This window comes from Pseudomonas edaphica (assembly GCF_965277385.1).
Taxonomy (GTDB): domain Bacteria; phylum Pseudomonadota; class Gammaproteobacteria; order Pseudomonadales; family Pseudomonadaceae; genus Aquipseudomonas; species Aquipseudomonas edaphica.
Genome location: NZ_OZ255725.1, coordinates 1,792,415 through 1,807,684 on the forward strand (window position 1 = coordinate 1,792,415; position 15,270 = coordinate 1,807,684).

At 59.8% G+C, this 15,270-nt stretch carries 15 protein-coding genes; 1 reads left to right on the forward strand and 14 read right to left on the reverse strand.

The features are described 5' to 3' along the window. Positions 1-93 precede the first annotated feature (93 nt). From ACQY47_RS08095 to ACQY47_RS08125, 7 genes are all read right to left on the reverse strand, one after another. The gene (locus tag ACQY47_RS08095) at positions 94-936 is read right to left on the reverse strand and encodes a peptidoglycan DD-metalloendopeptidase family protein (RefSeq protein ID WP_017137164.1); all 843 of its coding nucleotides are present in this window, start codon (positions 934-936) and stop codon (positions 94-96) included. A gap of 209 nt (positions 937-1,145) precedes the next feature. Further along, the gene (locus ACQY47_RS08100) at positions 1,146-1,781 is read right to left on the reverse strand and encodes a protein-L-isoaspartate(D-aspartate) O-methyltransferase (RefSeq protein WP_169850588.1); all 636 of its coding nucleotides are present in this window, start codon (positions 1,779-1,781) and stop codon (positions 1,146-1,148) included. A gap of 41 nt (positions 1,782-1,822) precedes the next feature. Continuing rightward, positions 1,823-2,572: a 5'/3'-nucleotidase SurE gene (surE, locus tag ACQY47_RS08105; RefSeq protein WP_017137163.1), complete on the reverse strand. Its 750-nt coding sequence runs from the start codon at positions 2,570-2,572 to the stop codon at positions 1,823-1,825. Continuing rightward, the gene (truD, locus tag ACQY47_RS08110) at positions 2,560-3,618 is read right to left on the reverse strand and encodes a tRNA pseudouridine(13) synthase TruD (protein ID WP_017137162.1); all 1,059 of its coding nucleotides are present in this window, start codon (positions 3,616-3,618) and stop codon (positions 2,560-2,562) included. The genes surE and truD overlap by 13 nt, the downstream gene beginning before the upstream one ends. Beyond that, a complete protein-coding gene (gene ispF, locus ACQY47_RS08115; protein WP_012722614.1) occupies positions 3,615-4,088 on the reverse strand; it encodes a 2-C-methyl-D-erythritol 2,4-cyclodiphosphate synthase in 474 nt (157 codons plus the stop codon). Before ispF ends, truD begins: the two co-directional genes overlap by 4 nt. 54 nt (positions 4,089-4,142) lie before the next feature. Continuing rightward, complete coding sequence (gene fghA / locus ACQY47_RS08120; RefSeq protein ID WP_034109074.1) at positions 4,143-4,988, reverse strand: S-formylglutathione hydrolase; 846 nt, start codon at positions 4,986-4,988, stop codon at positions 4,143-4,145. An 89-nt stretch (positions 4,989-5,077) separates the two neighbouring features. After that, positions 5,078-6,190, reverse strand: a complete 1,113-nt coding sequence (locus ACQY47_RS08125; protein ID WP_017137160.1) for an S-(hydroxymethyl)glutathione dehydrogenase/class III alcohol dehydrogenase — start codon at positions 6,188-6,190, stop codon at positions 5,078-5,080. 109 nt (positions 6,191-6,299) lie between these two features. Here ACQY47_RS08125 and ACQY47_RS08130 point away from each other — a divergent pair, with 109 nt between their 5' ends. Further along, positions 6,300-7,196, forward strand: coding sequence for a LysR substrate-binding domain-containing protein (locus tag ACQY47_RS08130; protein WP_017137159.1), 897 nt, complete (start codon positions 6,300-6,302; stop codon positions 7,194-7,196). 195 nt (positions 7,197-7,391) lie between these two features. On the opposite strand, the gene ispD is transcribed toward ACQY47_RS08130, so the two are convergent. From ispD to ACQY47_RS08165, 7 genes are all read right to left on the reverse strand, one after another. Further along, a complete protein-coding gene (gene ispD, locus ACQY47_RS08135) occupies positions 7,392-8,099 on the reverse strand; it encodes a 2-C-methyl-D-erythritol 4-phosphate cytidylyltransferase (RefSeq protein WP_428556853.1) in 708 nt (235 codons plus the stop codon). Next, positions 8,096-8,374 (reverse strand): cell division protein FtsB, encoded by a 279-nt coding sequence (ftsB, locus tag ACQY47_RS08140; protein WP_017137157.1) that lies wholly within the window; start codon positions 8,372-8,374, stop codon positions 8,096-8,098. Before ftsB ends, ispD begins: the two co-directional genes overlap by 4 nt. Before the next feature lie 170 nt (positions 8,375-8,544). Continuing rightward, a complete protein-coding gene (gene eno / locus ACQY47_RS08145; RefSeq protein WP_017137156.1) occupies positions 8,545-9,834 on the reverse strand; it encodes a phosphopyruvate hydratase in 1,290 nt (429 codons plus the stop codon). A gap of 157 nt (positions 9,835-9,991) precedes the next feature. Continuing rightward, a complete protein-coding gene (gene kdsA / locus ACQY47_RS08150) occupies positions 9,992-10,837 on the reverse strand; it encodes a 3-deoxy-8-phosphooctulonate synthase (protein WP_010212442.1) in 846 nt (281 codons plus the stop codon). Between the two features lie 5 nt (positions 10,838-10,842). Then, complete coding sequence (locus ACQY47_RS08155; protein WP_078741105.1) at positions 10,843-12,474, reverse strand: CTP synthase; 1,632 nt, start codon at positions 12,472-12,474, stop codon at positions 10,843-10,845. Between the two features lie 273 nt (positions 12,475-12,747). Beyond that, entirely contained in the window at positions 12,748-14,067 is a 1,320-nt protein-coding gene (tilS, locus tag ACQY47_RS08160; RefSeq protein WP_428556856.1) for a tRNA lysidine(34) synthetase TilS, read from the reverse strand. Between the two features lie 177 nt (positions 14,068-14,244). After that, positions 14,245-15,192 (reverse strand): acetyl-CoA carboxylase carboxyltransferase subunit alpha, encoded by a 948-nt coding sequence (locus tag ACQY47_RS08165; protein WP_017137153.1) that lies wholly within the window; start codon positions 15,190-15,192, stop codon positions 14,245-14,247. Positions 15,193-15,270: the final 78 nt, after the last annotated feature.

Below are 15,270 nucleotides of genomic sequence, written 5' to 3' on the forward strand. Positions count from 1 at the left end.
TGGTGAGTTCGACCTCAAGCTCAAGCGACGCCTTTATCCTTGGCAACGCTGGAGCCTGTTCCTTCTACGTGAGGGAACAGGCTGTGCAACACATCAACGACGGGGTAGGAATTGCAGCGGATCTACAGGCTTCCCTTGACGGCGAATCTCAAAGTGCAGTTTCACCCGGTCTGTACCAGTTGACCCCATTTCGGCAATTGTCTGTCCGACTTTGACCTGCTGCCCCTCCCGAACCAACAGCCTGCGGTTATGACCGTAGGCACTGACGTAGGTATCGCTGTGTTTGATGATGACCAGCTCGCCGTAGCCCCGTAAACCACTCCCGGCGTAAACCACTGTCCCATCAGACGCAGCTAAAACAGGCTGTCCCAAATCCCCGGCGATATCAATGCCTTTATTCAAACTACCGTTTGAAGAGAATTTTCCAATCAGCACCCCGTTTGAAGGCCATCCCCAACCGGTCGGCGCCGGCCCGGCAGGTGGCAACGGCGTGGCTGCCGGCTTGCTCGCAACCGTAGGCGCAGCGGTGCCTGCAGGCCTGGTGATGATTGTGGTTTTGCTTGAGGACGAGGCCGAAGATCCGGACTTTGTCACAACTGCCGTAGACGCCGAACCGGTACGCCCATCGAAACGGATGGTTTGCCCGGGATGTATCGTATACGGCACAGGAATATTGTTACGAGCTGCGAGCGCCTTGTAATCCCAGCCGTAACGGAAGGCGATTGAGAACATCGTGTCCCCCTTTCGCACTACATATTGCCCGGTGGTGACTGTCGGTTTTTGCGGCACGGCGCTGGCACCGTTTCGGTCGACAACCCGAGCGCCACTGGACGGAGAGCTTGAGCAACCCACCAATAAGGAACTCAAGACAAGGCCAAGCACCAGTCGCTGAAAACTTGTTTTACTCATACGCTGCGCTAGACCTGTGAGACTCACCCGCCGCTCCCTTTGTGCTGGCCGAACATGAATGCCTGTATCAGGCTTGAAATATGTCGCAAGTATAACTGGGCATTGGCTTTTTACCGGTACACGACTGAAACGAAAAATTCATCGCGTTTAAACCCGGCTTCCAATCATGTTGACTCAATAAGCCCCGCCGTAAGACACATCCCCATCAACAGAATTCACTGTTTGCAAAGAAATGATCAGGCCAGCGGGCCATTGAGCAGCGGAACGAAGCGCACAGCACCCAGTACATGCCGGGAAAAGCCTTCGTCCTCGCGAATAATGAGCATCAATTGTTGCACTTCGCCAGAGCCCACCGGGATGACCAAGCGCCCGCCAGGGGCGAGCTGATCGAGCAACGCCTGGGGCACATCGGTGGCGACCGCCGTGACGATAATGCCGTTATACGGCGCCAGCGCCGGCCAGCCTTCCCAACCGTCGCCCCAACGGAACACCACGTTGCGCAGGTTGAGCTCCACCAGGCGCTCCTTGGCGCGGTCCTGCAGGACCTTGATGCGCTCCACCGAGAACACCCGTTCCACCAGCTGCGAGAGCACGGCGGTCTGGTAACCCGAACCGGTGCCGATCTCCAGCACCTTGTCCAACGGCCCCGCCGCCAGCAGCAGTTCACTCATGCGCGCGACCATATAAGGTTGCGAGATGGTCTGGTTATGGCCGATTGGCAACGCAGTGTCTTCATAGGCACGATGCGCCAGCGCCTCATCCACGAACAGATGCCGAGGCGTGCGCCGGATGACTTCCAGCACCTGGGCGTTGGACAGGCCTTCTTCATACAGACGCTGGATCAAACGCTCGCGGGTACGCTGGGAGGTCATCCCGATACCACGACGCAACAGGTCGTCTTGTTCACGCGCCATTAACGCAACCCCTCAAGCCAGCCATCCAGACTACTGAAGGCATCACTGAAGGTGCGATCGAGCTGCAACGGGGTAATCGAAACATAACCTTGCATCACCGCATGAAAGTCGGTGCCGGGGCCGCCGTCTTCGGCATCGCCGGCGGCGGCAATCCAGTAACCTTCCTTGCCACGCGGGTCGACCACCTTCAACGGTGCTGCCGCACGAGCGCGATGGCCCAGGCGCGTCAGCTGGATGCCGCGGATATGGTCGAGGGGCAAATTGGGGATATTAACGTTGAGCACCGTGCGCGGTGGCAAGTCCAGCGAGCCGTGAGCCTCCACCAGCTTGCGGGCGAAATACGCCGCCGTCGCCAGGTTATCCAGTTGCCGTGAGGCAAACGAAAAAGCGAATGAGGTGCGCCCCAGGAAACGCCCTTCAAGGGCCGCCGCCACGGTGCCGGAATACAGCACGTCATCGCCCAGGTTGGCGCCCAGGTTGATGCCCGACACCACCAGATCCGGCTCCTGGTCCAACAAGCTGTTGATTGCCAGGTGCACGCAGTCGGTGGGGGTGCCGTTCACGCTGATAAAGCCATTGGCCAGAACCTGCGGGTGCAGCGGACGGTCGAGCGTCAGCGAACTGCTGGCGCCGCTCTTGTCCTGGTCCGGGGCAACCACCACACACTCGGCGTAATCCTGCAGCGCAGCATAAAGCGCGGCAAGACCGGGTGCGGTGGCACCGTCATCGTTTGATATCAGAATACGCATGGGTTGTCCGTCGGCCCCACCGGCACCAGATCAACAAGCTCGCGCACCAACACAGTGGCGAAGCATCCGGCCGGCAGGACGAATTCCAATTGCAGAATGTCAGGACCGGGATAATGCCACGTCAACCCGCCAATGGGCAGTCGCAGAATGCGACGTTCCTGGCTCATGCCGGCGTTCACCAGCCAATCGCGCAGCTCTGGCTCGCTCGCGGCAATGGTTTGCTCAAGCGTGTGGGTCGCGCCGCCAGCCGGTGAATCACCCTCGCCCCACTGTGGGCCGGTGGGGTGCAGATCCAGAATCGCCAGGCGCGGGTCGCTGCATTCAGCCTCACCCGCCGGAAAAAAACTGCGACTGTCGGTAAACGCCAGCAGGTCACCGACCTGGGCACGTTGCCAGGAGCCGTCCGCGACCCGCGCCGCCAACACTTTGTTAAACAGAAAGCTGCGCGCGGTCGACAGCAGCCGCGAACGCACATTGCGCTGCTCGGGCAACGCCTTGCGTGCCGCCCACTCACGGGCATCCACCACGTTGCCGCCGTTATGCCCGAAACGCTGGGCACCGAAGTAGTTCGGGATGCCGTGCTGGGCGATCAGTTGCAAGCGTGCGTCGATGGCGGCGGTATCGCCGGCCAATTGCGTCAGGCGCAGGGTAAACCCGTTGGCCGAATGCGCGCCGCGTTGCAGCTTGCGCTTGTGGCGGCCCATTTTGAGGATCTTGAGGGTGTCGTTTTCGGCCCCGCTCATGTCCGGGTCGGCCTTGCCCGGCAGTTGCACGCTGAACCACTGACGGGTCAACGCCTGACGGTCCTTGAGCCCGGCATAGCTGACGGTGCGCAAGGGCACGCCAGCAGCCTTGGCGATACGGCGCGCAGCCTCTTCGGTATTCAGGCCGCGCTTTTCTACCCACAGCCACAGGTGCTCACCGTCGCCGCTCAGGGGAATGTCCAGCACTTCGTCGACCTGGAAATCTTCAGCCGTCGCTTTCAAAACCGCGCGGCCCAGAGCCTCGCCATAGGCACGCGGGCCCAGCAATTGCAGATCATTCATGCGCGCAGCAACAAGGCGACGGAGTGCACCGCGATGCCTTCTTCCCGGCCGGTAAACCCGAGCTTTTCGGTGGTGGTGGCTTTCACGTTGACTTGATCCAATTCAATTTGCAGGTCGGCGGCAATCAGCGCGCGCATCGATTCGATGTGGGGTGCCATTTTCGGTGCCTGGGCCACGATGGTGTTGTCGACGTTGCCGACCTTCCAGCCCTTGGCATGGATCAAACCGACCACGTGGCGCAGCAAGACACGGCTGTCCGCGCCCTTGAAGGTCGGGTCGGTGTCTGGAAAGTGCTTGCCGATATCGCCCAACGCAGCCGCGCCGAGCAAGGCATCACTCAAGGCATGCAGCACAACGTCGCCGTCGGAATGAGCCAGCAACCCATGGTGGTGTGCAATGCGCACGCCGCCCAAGGTGATGAAATCGCCTTCAGCGAAACGGTGCACATCGTAGCCGTGGCCAATACGCATAAAAAAACGCCCCGATTTAATTCAGGGCGTGATTCTACCTACTTTTGCCTCACATTAACCGAGCAAAGCACGACCATGATGTCGCAAATGATCTTCGATGAAGCTGGCGATAAAGAAGTAACTGTGGTCATAACCCGGCTGCAGGCGCAGTTCAAGCGGATGGTTGGCAGCCTTGGCCGCTTGCTGCAACGCCTCAGGCTTAAGCTGCACGGCAAGGAAATCGTCGCGATCGCCCTGATCCACCAGCAGCGGCAGTTTTTCCGAGGCTTCGCTGATCAGCACGCAGGCATCCCACTCGCGCCATTTGGAGCGCTCTTCGCCCAGGTAACGGGAGAAAGCTTTCTGGCCCCACGGGCAATCCATCGGATTGTTGATCGGCGAAAACGCCGACACCGATTGGTAACGCCCCGGGTTGCGCAAGGCACACACCAGCGCACCGTGACCGCCCATGGAGTGGCCGCTGATGCCGCGCTTGTCTGAAGCCGGGAAATGCGCTTCAACCAAGGCAGGCAATTCCTGCACGACATAATCATGCATCCGATAGTGCTTGGCCCACGGTTCCTGCGTGGCATTCAGGTAGAAGCCGGCACCCAGGCCAAAATCCCAGGCGTTGTCCGGGTCGCCCGGCACACCCGGCCCACGCGGGCTGGTGTCGGGTGCGACAATGATCAACCCAAGCTCGGCGGCCATGCGCTGGGCGCCGGCCTTTTGCATGAAGTTCTCATCGGTGCAGGTAAGCCCCGACAGCCAGTACAGCACTGGCAACTTGCCGCCCTGCTCCGCTTGCGGCGGCAGGTAGACGGCGAAAGTCATGTCGCAACCGAGCACGTGGGAGCTGTGCTTGTACCGTTTATGCCAGCCACCAAAACTCTTTTGGCAGGAGATATTTTCCAGGGTCATGGGCGTGCTCCTAGCTGCAAGCCGCAAGCCTCAAGCGGCAAGAAGGCGTACGCCCACTTGCGGCTTGTAGCTTGTAGCTTGCCGCTGTTTCAAAAGTGGATGACGGTACGAATGCTCTTGCCTTCATGCATCAGATCAAACGCTTTGTTGATGTCTTCCAGGCCCATGGTGTGAGTGATAAAGGTGTCCAGCGGGATTTCGCCGGTCTGGGCCATTTCCACATAGCTTGGCAATTCGGTACGACCGCGCACACCGCCGAACGCCGAACCGCGCCAGACGCGACCGGTGACCAGTTGAAATGGGCGGGTGGAGATTTCCTGGCCGGCACCGGCCACACCGATGATGACCGACTCGCCCCAACCTTTGTGGCAGCACTCGAGGGCGGCGCGCATCAGTTGTACGTTGCCGATGCACTCGAAGGAGAAGTCCACGCCGCCGTCGGTCAAGTCGACGATCACGTCCTGGATCGGGCGGTCGTAGTCTTTCGGGTTAATACAGTCGGTGGCGCCCAGTTGCTTGGCGATTTCGAACTTGGCCGGGTTGATGTCGATGGCAATGATGCGACCGGCCTTGGCTTTCACCGCGCCAATCACCGCCGACAGGCCGATGCCGCCGAGGCCGAAGATGGCCACGGTGTCGCCCGGCTTGACCTTGGCAGTGTTGATCACTGCACCAATGCCGGTGGTGACGCCGCAGCCCAGCAGGCAGACTTTTTCCAGCGGCGCTTCTTTAGGGATCTTGGCCACGGAGATTTCCGGCAACACGGTGTACTCGGAGAAGGTCGAGGTGCCCATGTAGTGGAAAATCGGCTGGCCCTTGTAGGAGAAACGCGTGGTGCCGTCGGGCATCAGGCCTTTGCCCTGGGTGGAGCGAATGGCCTGGCACAGGTTGGTCTTGCCCGACAGGCAGAATTTGCACTTGCCGCATTCCGGGGTGTACAGCGGGATCACGTGGTCGCCAACCGCTACCGAGGTCACGCCTTCGCCGATCGCTTCAACCACCGCACCGCCTTCGTGGCCGAGGATCGACGGGAAGATGCCTTCCGGGTCGGCGCCCGACAAGGTGTAGGCGTCGGTATGGCACACGCCGGACGCAACCACACGCAACAGCACCTCGCCGGCCTTGGGCATGGCGACATCCACTTCAACGATCTCAAGGGGCTTTTTAGCTTCAAAGGCTACGGCGGCGCGGGACTTGATCATCCGGGTTTCTCCAGGGAGTTAAAAACTGAGGCAGTGAGTGTAAAACATGGCTCACTGATGAATAATCCAGGCAAAAGCAAAACATTATTGCTGCACAGGGACAATCAACATGCTGGAAAACCGCTGGGAAGGCATAGATGAGTTCGTCGCCGTGGCTGAATGCAGCCAGTTCACCGCGGCGGCCGAGCGGCTTGGCGTGTCTTCATCGCATATCAGCCGGCAGGTGGCGCGCCTGGAAGAACGGCTGCAAACGCGCTTGCTGTATCGCAGTACGCGCAAGGTGACGCTCACCGAAGCCGGCCAGACCTTTCTGCAACATTGCCAGCGTTTGCAAGATGGTCGTGAAGAAGCGTTGCGCGCGGTGGGCGACCTCACCAGCGAACCCAAGGGCATGTTGCGCATGACCTGCGCGGTGGCTTACGGCGAGCGCTTCATCGTGCCGTTGGTCACGCGGTTCATGGGGCTGTACCCGCAGTTGCGCGTGGATATCGAATTGAGTAATCGCCAGTTGGACCTGGTGCACGAGGGGCTGGACCTGGCGATTCGCCTGGGGCGCTTGCAAGACTCACGCATGGTCGCCAGCCGCCTGGCACCTCGGCGCATGTACCTTTGCGCATCGCCGTCCTACTTAGCGCGGTATGGTCGGCCACATAGTTTGTCGGAATTGAGTCGGCATAACTGTCTGATCGGCAGCTCGGATATCTGGCAACTGGCTCAGGATGGACGGGAATTTTCCCAGCGAGTGCAGGGAAACTGGCGCTGTAACAGTGGGCAGGCGGTACTGGATGCGGCGCTGCAAGGGGTTGGGTTGTGCCAACTGCCGGATTATTACGTGCTGGAACATTTGCACACTGGCGCGCTGGTGTCGTTGCTGGAGGCGCATCAGCCGCCGAATACGGCGGTGTGGGCGCTGTATCCGCAGCAGCGGCATTTATCGCCGAAGGTCAGGAAGCTGGTGGACTTTTTGAAGGCTGGGTTGGCTGAAAGGCCGGAGTACTGTGGCTGATTATTCGGCGCCTGTACCGGCCTCATCGCGGGCAAGCCCGGCTCCCACAGGGGAATGCATTTCAAAGGTAGAGCTAACTTGCTTCCCACAGGGGAATGCATTTCAAAGGTGGGAGCTGGCTTGCTTCCCACAGGGGAATGCATTTCAAAGGTGGGAGCTGGCTTGCCTGCGATGAAGTCGACACGGTTTAACTGACTACCTGCGGTTAGCCCACCGTAACCTGAGCCATTCAAGATCCTCTGGCCGGGTCACCTTGATGTTGTCCGCACGCCCCTCGATCAAGCGCGGCGCTTGACCGGACCATTCCATGGCCGAGGCTTCATCAGTGATCACCGCATCGGCCACCAGGCTATCGGCCAAGGCACGATGCAACGCACCCAGACGAAACATCTGCGGCGTATACGCCTGCCAGATCAGGCTGCGGTCGACGGTTTCAACCACACGTCCATGTTTGTCGACGCGCTTGAGGGTGTCGCGCGCCGGCACCGCCAGCAGGCCGCCGATCGGATCATCCGCCAGTTCAGCCAAGAGTGTGTCGAGGTCATCACGGCTCAGGTTTGGCCGCGCGGCATCGTGCACCAGCACCCAATCATCATCACTGGCGCCCAGGGCATTGAGTTGCAACAGCGCATTGAGCACCGAGCCCGAGCGCTCGTCGCCGCCGTCCGCACGCACGATGCGAGGGTCGTTGGCACACGACAGGTTTGGCCAATAGGGATCATCGACAGCAAGGCTGACCACCAGCCCCTTGAGGCCTGGATGGTCGAGAAAACAGCCAAGGCTGTGTTCCAGAATAGTGCGCCCGCCCAGTTGCAGATACTGCTTGGGACGGTCCGCAGCCATACGGGCACCGACGCCCGCGGCAGGAATCACGGCCCAGAAGGCCGGTAAATCGTTACTCATTGGGCCAACTGGTAGAGGGTTTCACCCTCCTTGACCATGCCCAACTCATGGCGAGCCCGCTCTTCAACGGTCTCCGTACCTTTTTTCAGCTCAAGCACTTCGGCATCGAGGACGCGGTTGCGCTCCAGCAGACGTTCGTTTTCGGCATGCTGGTCGGCAATCTGCTGGGTCAACTCTTTTACCTGCGCAAAGCTGCCATTACCCACCCATAGGCGGTATTGCAGGCCAGCCAGCAACAAGAGCAAGACGAGGAACAACCAATTGGGACTGCGCATCGAAATCCGGGTATCCAGTAAAAAAAGACAGCCATGCAAAACTTCTACAGCAACTGATAGCACGAAGCCTGGAAGACCCAGGCTTGTGCTTGATAGCCATCAGATTAGCGCCGAAATACACACTGTCGTGAACTTTCCGACACAATCCTTAGACTTTTACCACTTAACAATCAGCCGCGAAACTCGCTGCGACCGTTGTACTTGGCTTTACCTGCCAGTTGCTCTTCGATACGCAGCAATTGGTTGTACTTGGACACACGATCGGAACGGCACAGGGAGCCGGTCTTGATCTGGCCCGCCGAGGTGCCCACAGCCAGGTCGGCAATGGTCGAATCTTCGGTTTCGCCGGAGCGGTGCGAGATCACGGCAGTGTAGCCCGCAGCCTTGGCCATCTGGATGGCTTCCAGGGTTTCGGTCAGGGTGCCTATCTGGTTGAACTTGATCAGGATCGAGTTGGCGATCTTTTTATCGATGCCTTCTTTCAGGATCTTGGTGTTGGTGACGAACAGGTCGTCGCCCACCAGCTGGATTTTCTCGCCGATCTTGTCGGTGAGGACTTTCCAGCCATCCCAGTCGGACTCGTCCAGGCCGTCTTCGATCGAGATGATCGGGTAGCGCTCGGTGAGGCCTTTGAGGTAATCAGCAAAACCTTCCGACGTAAACACGTGGCCTTCGCCGGACAGGTTGTACTTGCCGTCTTCGTAGAATTCGCTGGCCGCGCAGTCCAGGGCCAGGGTCACGTCGGTGCCCAGCTTGTAGCCAGCGTTGGCCACAGCTTCGGAGATGACTTTAAGTGCATCTTCGTTGGACGCCAGGTTCGGTGCAAAGCCACCTTCGTCACCCACCGCAGTGCTAAGGCCACGGGCCTTCAGCACAGCCTTGAGGTGATGGAAAATCTCGGTGCCCATGCGCAGGCCTTCGGAGAAGGTCTTGGCGCCAACCGGCTGCACCATGAATTCCTGGATGTCGACGTTGTTATCGGCGTGCTCGCCACCGTTGATGATGTTCATCATCGGCACCGGCATCGAGTAAACACCCGGGGTACCGTTCAGGTTGGCGATGTGTGCGTACAGCGGCAGGTCCTGGTCCTGTGCAGCCGCCTTGGCAGCGGCCAGGGACACGGCGAGGATGGCGTTGGCGCCCAGGCTGCCTTTGTTGTCGGTGCCGTCGAGCTTGATCATCGCGTGGTCCAGGGCTTTCTGGTCCAGCGGGTCTTTGCCCAGCAACAGGTCACGGATCGGGCCGTTGATGTTGGCTACAGCTTTGAGTACACCTTTGCCCAGGTAACGGCTCTTGTCGCCATCACGCAGTTCCAGCGCTTCGCGCGAACCGGTAGACGCACCGGACGGCGCGCAAGCGCTGCCGATGATGCCGTTATCGAGAAGCACGTCGGCTTCGACGGTGGGGTTGCCACGGGAGTCGAGAACTTCACGACCTTTGATGTCGACGATTTTTGCCATTGTTGTAAACACTCCAAAGTTGACGAAAACGACGCAGCTGTAGGAAATCTTTTGACCGACCGCAAGGGTGGAACAACAGGGCAGACTTGCAGGCGACAAGGCTCAGGCCCGCAGGCCTGAGCGTTTAGCGTGGGATACTTTACCGGAGAAACGCGGCTTACGCGGTCTCTACCGTCGGAAAACTCTTGACCAGTTCGTCCAACTGCTTCAACTGGGCCAAAAACGGCTCCAGCTTGTCCAGGCGCAGGGCGCAAGGGCCGTCGCACTTGGCGTTGTCCGGGTCCGGGTGAGCTTCCAGGAACAGGCCCGCCAGCGACTGGCTGATGCCCGCCTTGGCCAGGTCCAGCACCTGGGCACGTCGCCCGCCAGCAGAATCGGCGCGACCACCGGGCATTTGCAGCGCGTGGGTCACGTCGAAGAATACCGGGTATTCGAACTGTTTCATGATGCCGAAACCGAGCATGTCCACCACGAGGTTGTTGTAGCCGAAGCTCGAACCACGCTCGCAGAGGATCAACTGGTCGTTACCCGCTTCCACGCACTTGTTCAGGATGTGTTTCATTTCCTGAGGCGCGAGGAACTGGGCTTTTTTGATATTGATCACAGCGCCGGTCTTGGCCATCGCAACGACCAGATCGGTCTGGCGCGACAGGAAGGCCGGCAACTGGATGATGTCGCACACCTCGGCGACCACGGCAGCCTGTTCAGGCTCGTGGACGTCGGTGATGATCGGCACGCCGAAGGCTTGCTTGATGTCCTGGAAGATCCGCATGCCTTCTTCAAGGCCGGGGCCACGATAGGAGGTCACGGACGAACGGTTGGCCTTGTCGAAGCTGGCCTTGAACACGTAAGGGATACCGAGTTTCTCGGTCACTTTTACGTACTCTTCACAGACCTGCATCGCCATGTCGCGGCTTTCCAGCACGTTCATGCCGCCGAACAGCACCATGGGCTTGTCGTTGGCAATCTCGATGTCGCCTACGCGAATGATCTTCTGGGCCATCAGGTTTACGCCTTCTTCTGATGTTGCGTCAGTGCTGCTTTAACGAAACCGCTGAACAACGGGTGACCATCGCGCGGCGTCGAGGTGAACTCAGGGTGGAACTGGCAGGCCACGAACCACGGATGATCAGGCGCCTCGACCACTTCAACCAGCTTGCCATCACCGGAGCGACCGGAGATTTTCAGGCCGGCTTCTTTGATCTGCGGCAGCAGGTTGTTGTTCACTTCGTAGCGGTGACGGTGACGCTCGACGATCACGTCCTTGCCGTAGCAGTCGTGAACCAGCGAGCCCGGCTCCAGCAGGCAGTCCTGTGCGCCAAGGCGCATGGTGCCGCCCAGGTCGGAGGTTTCGGTACGGGTTTCAACGGCGCCGGTGGCGTCTTCCCACTCGGTGATCAGGCCCACGACCGGGTGGCCGCTGGTGTGATCGAACTCGGTGGAGTTGGCGTCTTTCCAGCCCAGCACGTTACGGGCGAACTCGATAACGGCCACTTGCATGCCCAGGCAGATACCCAGGTACGGCACTTTGTTTTCACGAGCGTATTGAACCGCGGTGATCTTGCCTTCCACGCCACGCAGGCCGAAACCGCCTGGCACGAGGATCGCGTCAACACCTTCGAGCAGTGCAGTGCCCTGGTTCTCGATGTCTTCGGAATCAATGTAGCGCAGGTTGACCTTGGTACGGTTGCTGATACCCGCGTGGCTCATCGCTTCGATCAGCGACTTGTACGCGTCCAGCAGTTCCATGTACTTGCCGACCATGGCGATGGTGACTTCGTGCTCAGGGTTGAGCTTGGCGTCAACCACGGCTTCCCACTCGGACAGGTCTGCGCCATTGCACTGCAGGCCGAAACGCTCGACCACAAAATCGTCCAGGCCTTGCGAGTGCAGGATGCCCGGGATCTTGTAGATGGTGTCGGCGTCTTCCAGCGCGATGACCGCACGTTCTTCAACGTTGGTGAATTGCGCGATCTTGCGACGCGAGGAAATGTCGATCGGGTGATCGGAGCGGCACACCAGCACGTCCGGCTGCAGGCCAATCGAACGCAGCTCTTTTACCGAGTGCTGGGTTGGCTTGGTCTTGGTCTCGCCGGCGGTAGCGATGTACGGCACCAACGTGAGGTGCATCAGCATCGCGCGCTTGGCGCCGACTTCGAAACGCAGCTGGCGGATGGCTTCGAGGAACGGTTGGGATTCGATGTCACCCACGGTGCCACCGATCTCGACCATTGCCACGTCGGCATCGCCTGCACCCTTGATGATGCGGCGTTTGATTTCGTCGGTAATGTGCGGGATCACCTGGATGGTTGCACCCAAGTAGTCACCACGGCGCTCTTTGCGCAGCACGTGCTCGTAGACACGACCGGTGGTGAAGTTGTTGTTCTGGGTCATGGTCGTGCGGATGAACCGCTCGTAGTGGCCCAGGTCCAGGTCGGTTTCGGCGCCGTCGTGGGTGACGAACACTTCACCGTGCTGGAACGGGCTCATGGTGCCCGGGTCAACGTTGATGTACGGGTCCAGCTTGAGCATGGTGACCTTAAGTCCCCGCGCCTCCAGGATGGCCGCCAATGAAGCGGAGGCAATGCCTTTCCCCAATGAAGAAACAACACCGCCCGTGACGAATATGTAGCGCGTCATGAAAAACCCTAGAAGTCTGCGTTAAAGCGGTCCGAGCCGCCGGGGAAAGCGAAGGAAGGCCGAAGCCCCCGATCACCTGCATTAATCACAGTGCACCTTTCAAAAAAACCGCCGCGTGGTGACAGACCAGCAATGAAACACCGGTACGTTGATCGCTACACATTTTTTGGAATCGCCCAGCAAAGACTGCTTGGTAATCGGCAACTGCTGCGATTCAGTTGAATCCACAGAAGTTGTATCAAGAAGGGAGCGTAGTCTACCGGAAAGCCTCTATCAGCTCAAACCTTGATCGCACCTCTGTGGCATCCAATGTAATTGCCACTTGCCAGTCGAGCAGGCCCATAGCCCCGCAAGGGTTGGGACAGCCAGCAATTGCTCGCCCTGATAGAGCAGCGGCAATCTGCCACGGATGAAGCCCGGCAAGCTACTTTCATTCAGCAGGCGCTTCAAGTCCCGCCGGCCCCGACCAGGCACATCGATGATTTCGCCGCCCTGGCGATAACGAATCACCAACGGGCCTGCAGGCGCCTCTCCGATAAGTTCAAGCTGACCATTACCCGGTAACTCTAGTGGGTTTTGCGGATGGGGCCAGCTCACCGGCGTGTCGGAAAACGCTGAATAGGTGGAAGGCAGCCACCACACACGCTCGCCGCAGCGGTGCAATTGACCATCGGCCAGGCGCCACAGCGGTTGCGCATCACCCTTGGCATCCCGCAAGGAATACCAACCGGCCCAGTGGTCGCTGTCGGGTAAGCGCGTCAGCGGCGTGAGCCAGTGGCGCAGGGCATTGCGTTGGCGGGCATCAGAAAGTTCGCGCAAGGGAGCGAGGGCCAATGACGGCAAGGCCAGCCAGGGAAACGGCGAAGGCTGGTCGGCGGTTTGCAGGTCAATGACGGCCAATTCGTCGAGCAAGCCCTGGGCTTCGCTCAGGTGCTCGGCAGCGCGGGCCAGGCTGGCGACCGCTTGGGGCCAACGCTCGCTCAGCAGCGGGAACACACGATTGCGCAGGTAATTGCGCGAAAATCGGGAATCGGCGTTGGATGGGTCTTCGATCCACTGCAACTGGTGCTGGTGCGCATAGGCTTGCAGCTCGACGCGTGAGACATCCAGCAACGGCCGCAGCAAGTGCCCTCCCCCCAATGGGCGATGCACCGGCATGGCCGCCAAGCCTCGCACCCCCGCGCCACGCAACAGGCGAAACAGCAGGGTTTCGGCTTGATCGTCACGATGCTGGCCGGTGAGCATCACCTGCCCTGCCCCGGTCACTTCGGTAAACGCCCGGTAGCGCGCCTCCCGCGCTGCGCGCTCAACGCTGGCACCCGACTGGATTTGCACACGCACCACCTGCAAGGGCACGTCCAGCTCGTCACATACGCCCTGGCAATGACTTGGCCAGGCATCGGCGGCAGCTTGCAGACCATGATGGACATGGATTGCGCTGAGGGGCGGCAGGGTTTCGGTGTTTGCCAGGGAGGCCAGGAGGTGCAGCAGGACGGAGGAATCAAGGCCGCCAGAGAAGGCAATATGCCAGGCGGGGGCGTTGCGCCAAGGGGCGAGGTTTTGCAGAAGTTTGGCGGGTAAAGTCGGGCTCATCAAAAATACCGGCGCAGAACTGGAATACGGCAGCCAAGCATACACAAAGCAAATGTGGGAGCGGGCATGTGTGGGAGCCGGGCTTACAACTCGGTTCATCTGTTACACCGAGTTGATGCTATCGCAGGCAAGCCAGCTCCCACATAAGCCAGCTCCCACATTGGGTACTGCGAGGACTTAGAGGCCGTAGCTCATCAGGCGCTCATAACGACGCTTGAGCAGCGCTTCGTTGTCCAGCTTCTTGAGCATCGCCAGTTGCGAACCCAGCTCGGCACGGATAGTCGCAGCAGCGGCAGCCGGATCGCGGTGGGCGCCGCCCAATGGCTCGGCGATAACCTTGTCAACGATGCCCAGGCCTTTCAGGCGATCGGCGGTGATGCCCATGGCTTCGGCAGCGTCCGGCGCTTTTTCGGCGGTTTTCCACAGGATCGAGGCGCAACCTTCCGGCGAAATCACCGCGTAGGTCGAATATTGCAGCATGTTCAGTTGGTCGCAGACGCCAATGGCCAGTGCACCGCCGGAACCACCCTCACCAATCACGGTGGCGATGATCGGGGTTTTCAGACGGGACATGACGCGCAGGTTCCACGCGATCGCTTCGCTCTGGTTGCGCTCTTCGGCATCGATACCGGGGTAAGCACCCGGGGTGTCGATGAAGGTCAGGATCGGCATCTTGAAGCGCTCGGCCATTTCCATCAGGCGGCACGCCTTGCGGTAGCCTTCCGGGCGCGGCATGCCGAAGTTACGGCGAACCTTTTCACGCACTTCACGGCCTTTCTGGTGACCGATCACCATCACTGGCTGGTCGTCCAGGCGGGCAATACCGCCCACGATGGCCGCGTCGTCGGAAAAGTGGCGATCGCCATGCAACTCGTCGAATTCGGTGAAAATGTGCTGAATGTAATCCAGGGTGTACGGACGGCGCGGGTGGCGGGCCAGGCGCGCGATCTGCCAGCTGGTCAGCTTGCCGAAGATGTCTTCGGTGAGCGTGCTGCTCTTGTCTTGCAGGCGAGCGATCTCATCGCCGATATTCAGCGAATTGTCATTGCCGACCAGGCGCAGTTCTTCAATCTTGGCTTGCAGGTCAGCGATCGGCTGTTCGAAATCAAGAAAATTCGGGTTCATAAGCGTCCGTCTTGGGTCGACGGCCAAGGAGTGCCTGGCCAGCCGGTTGTCTATTCGCGCCCTACCTTAAGGGAGAGG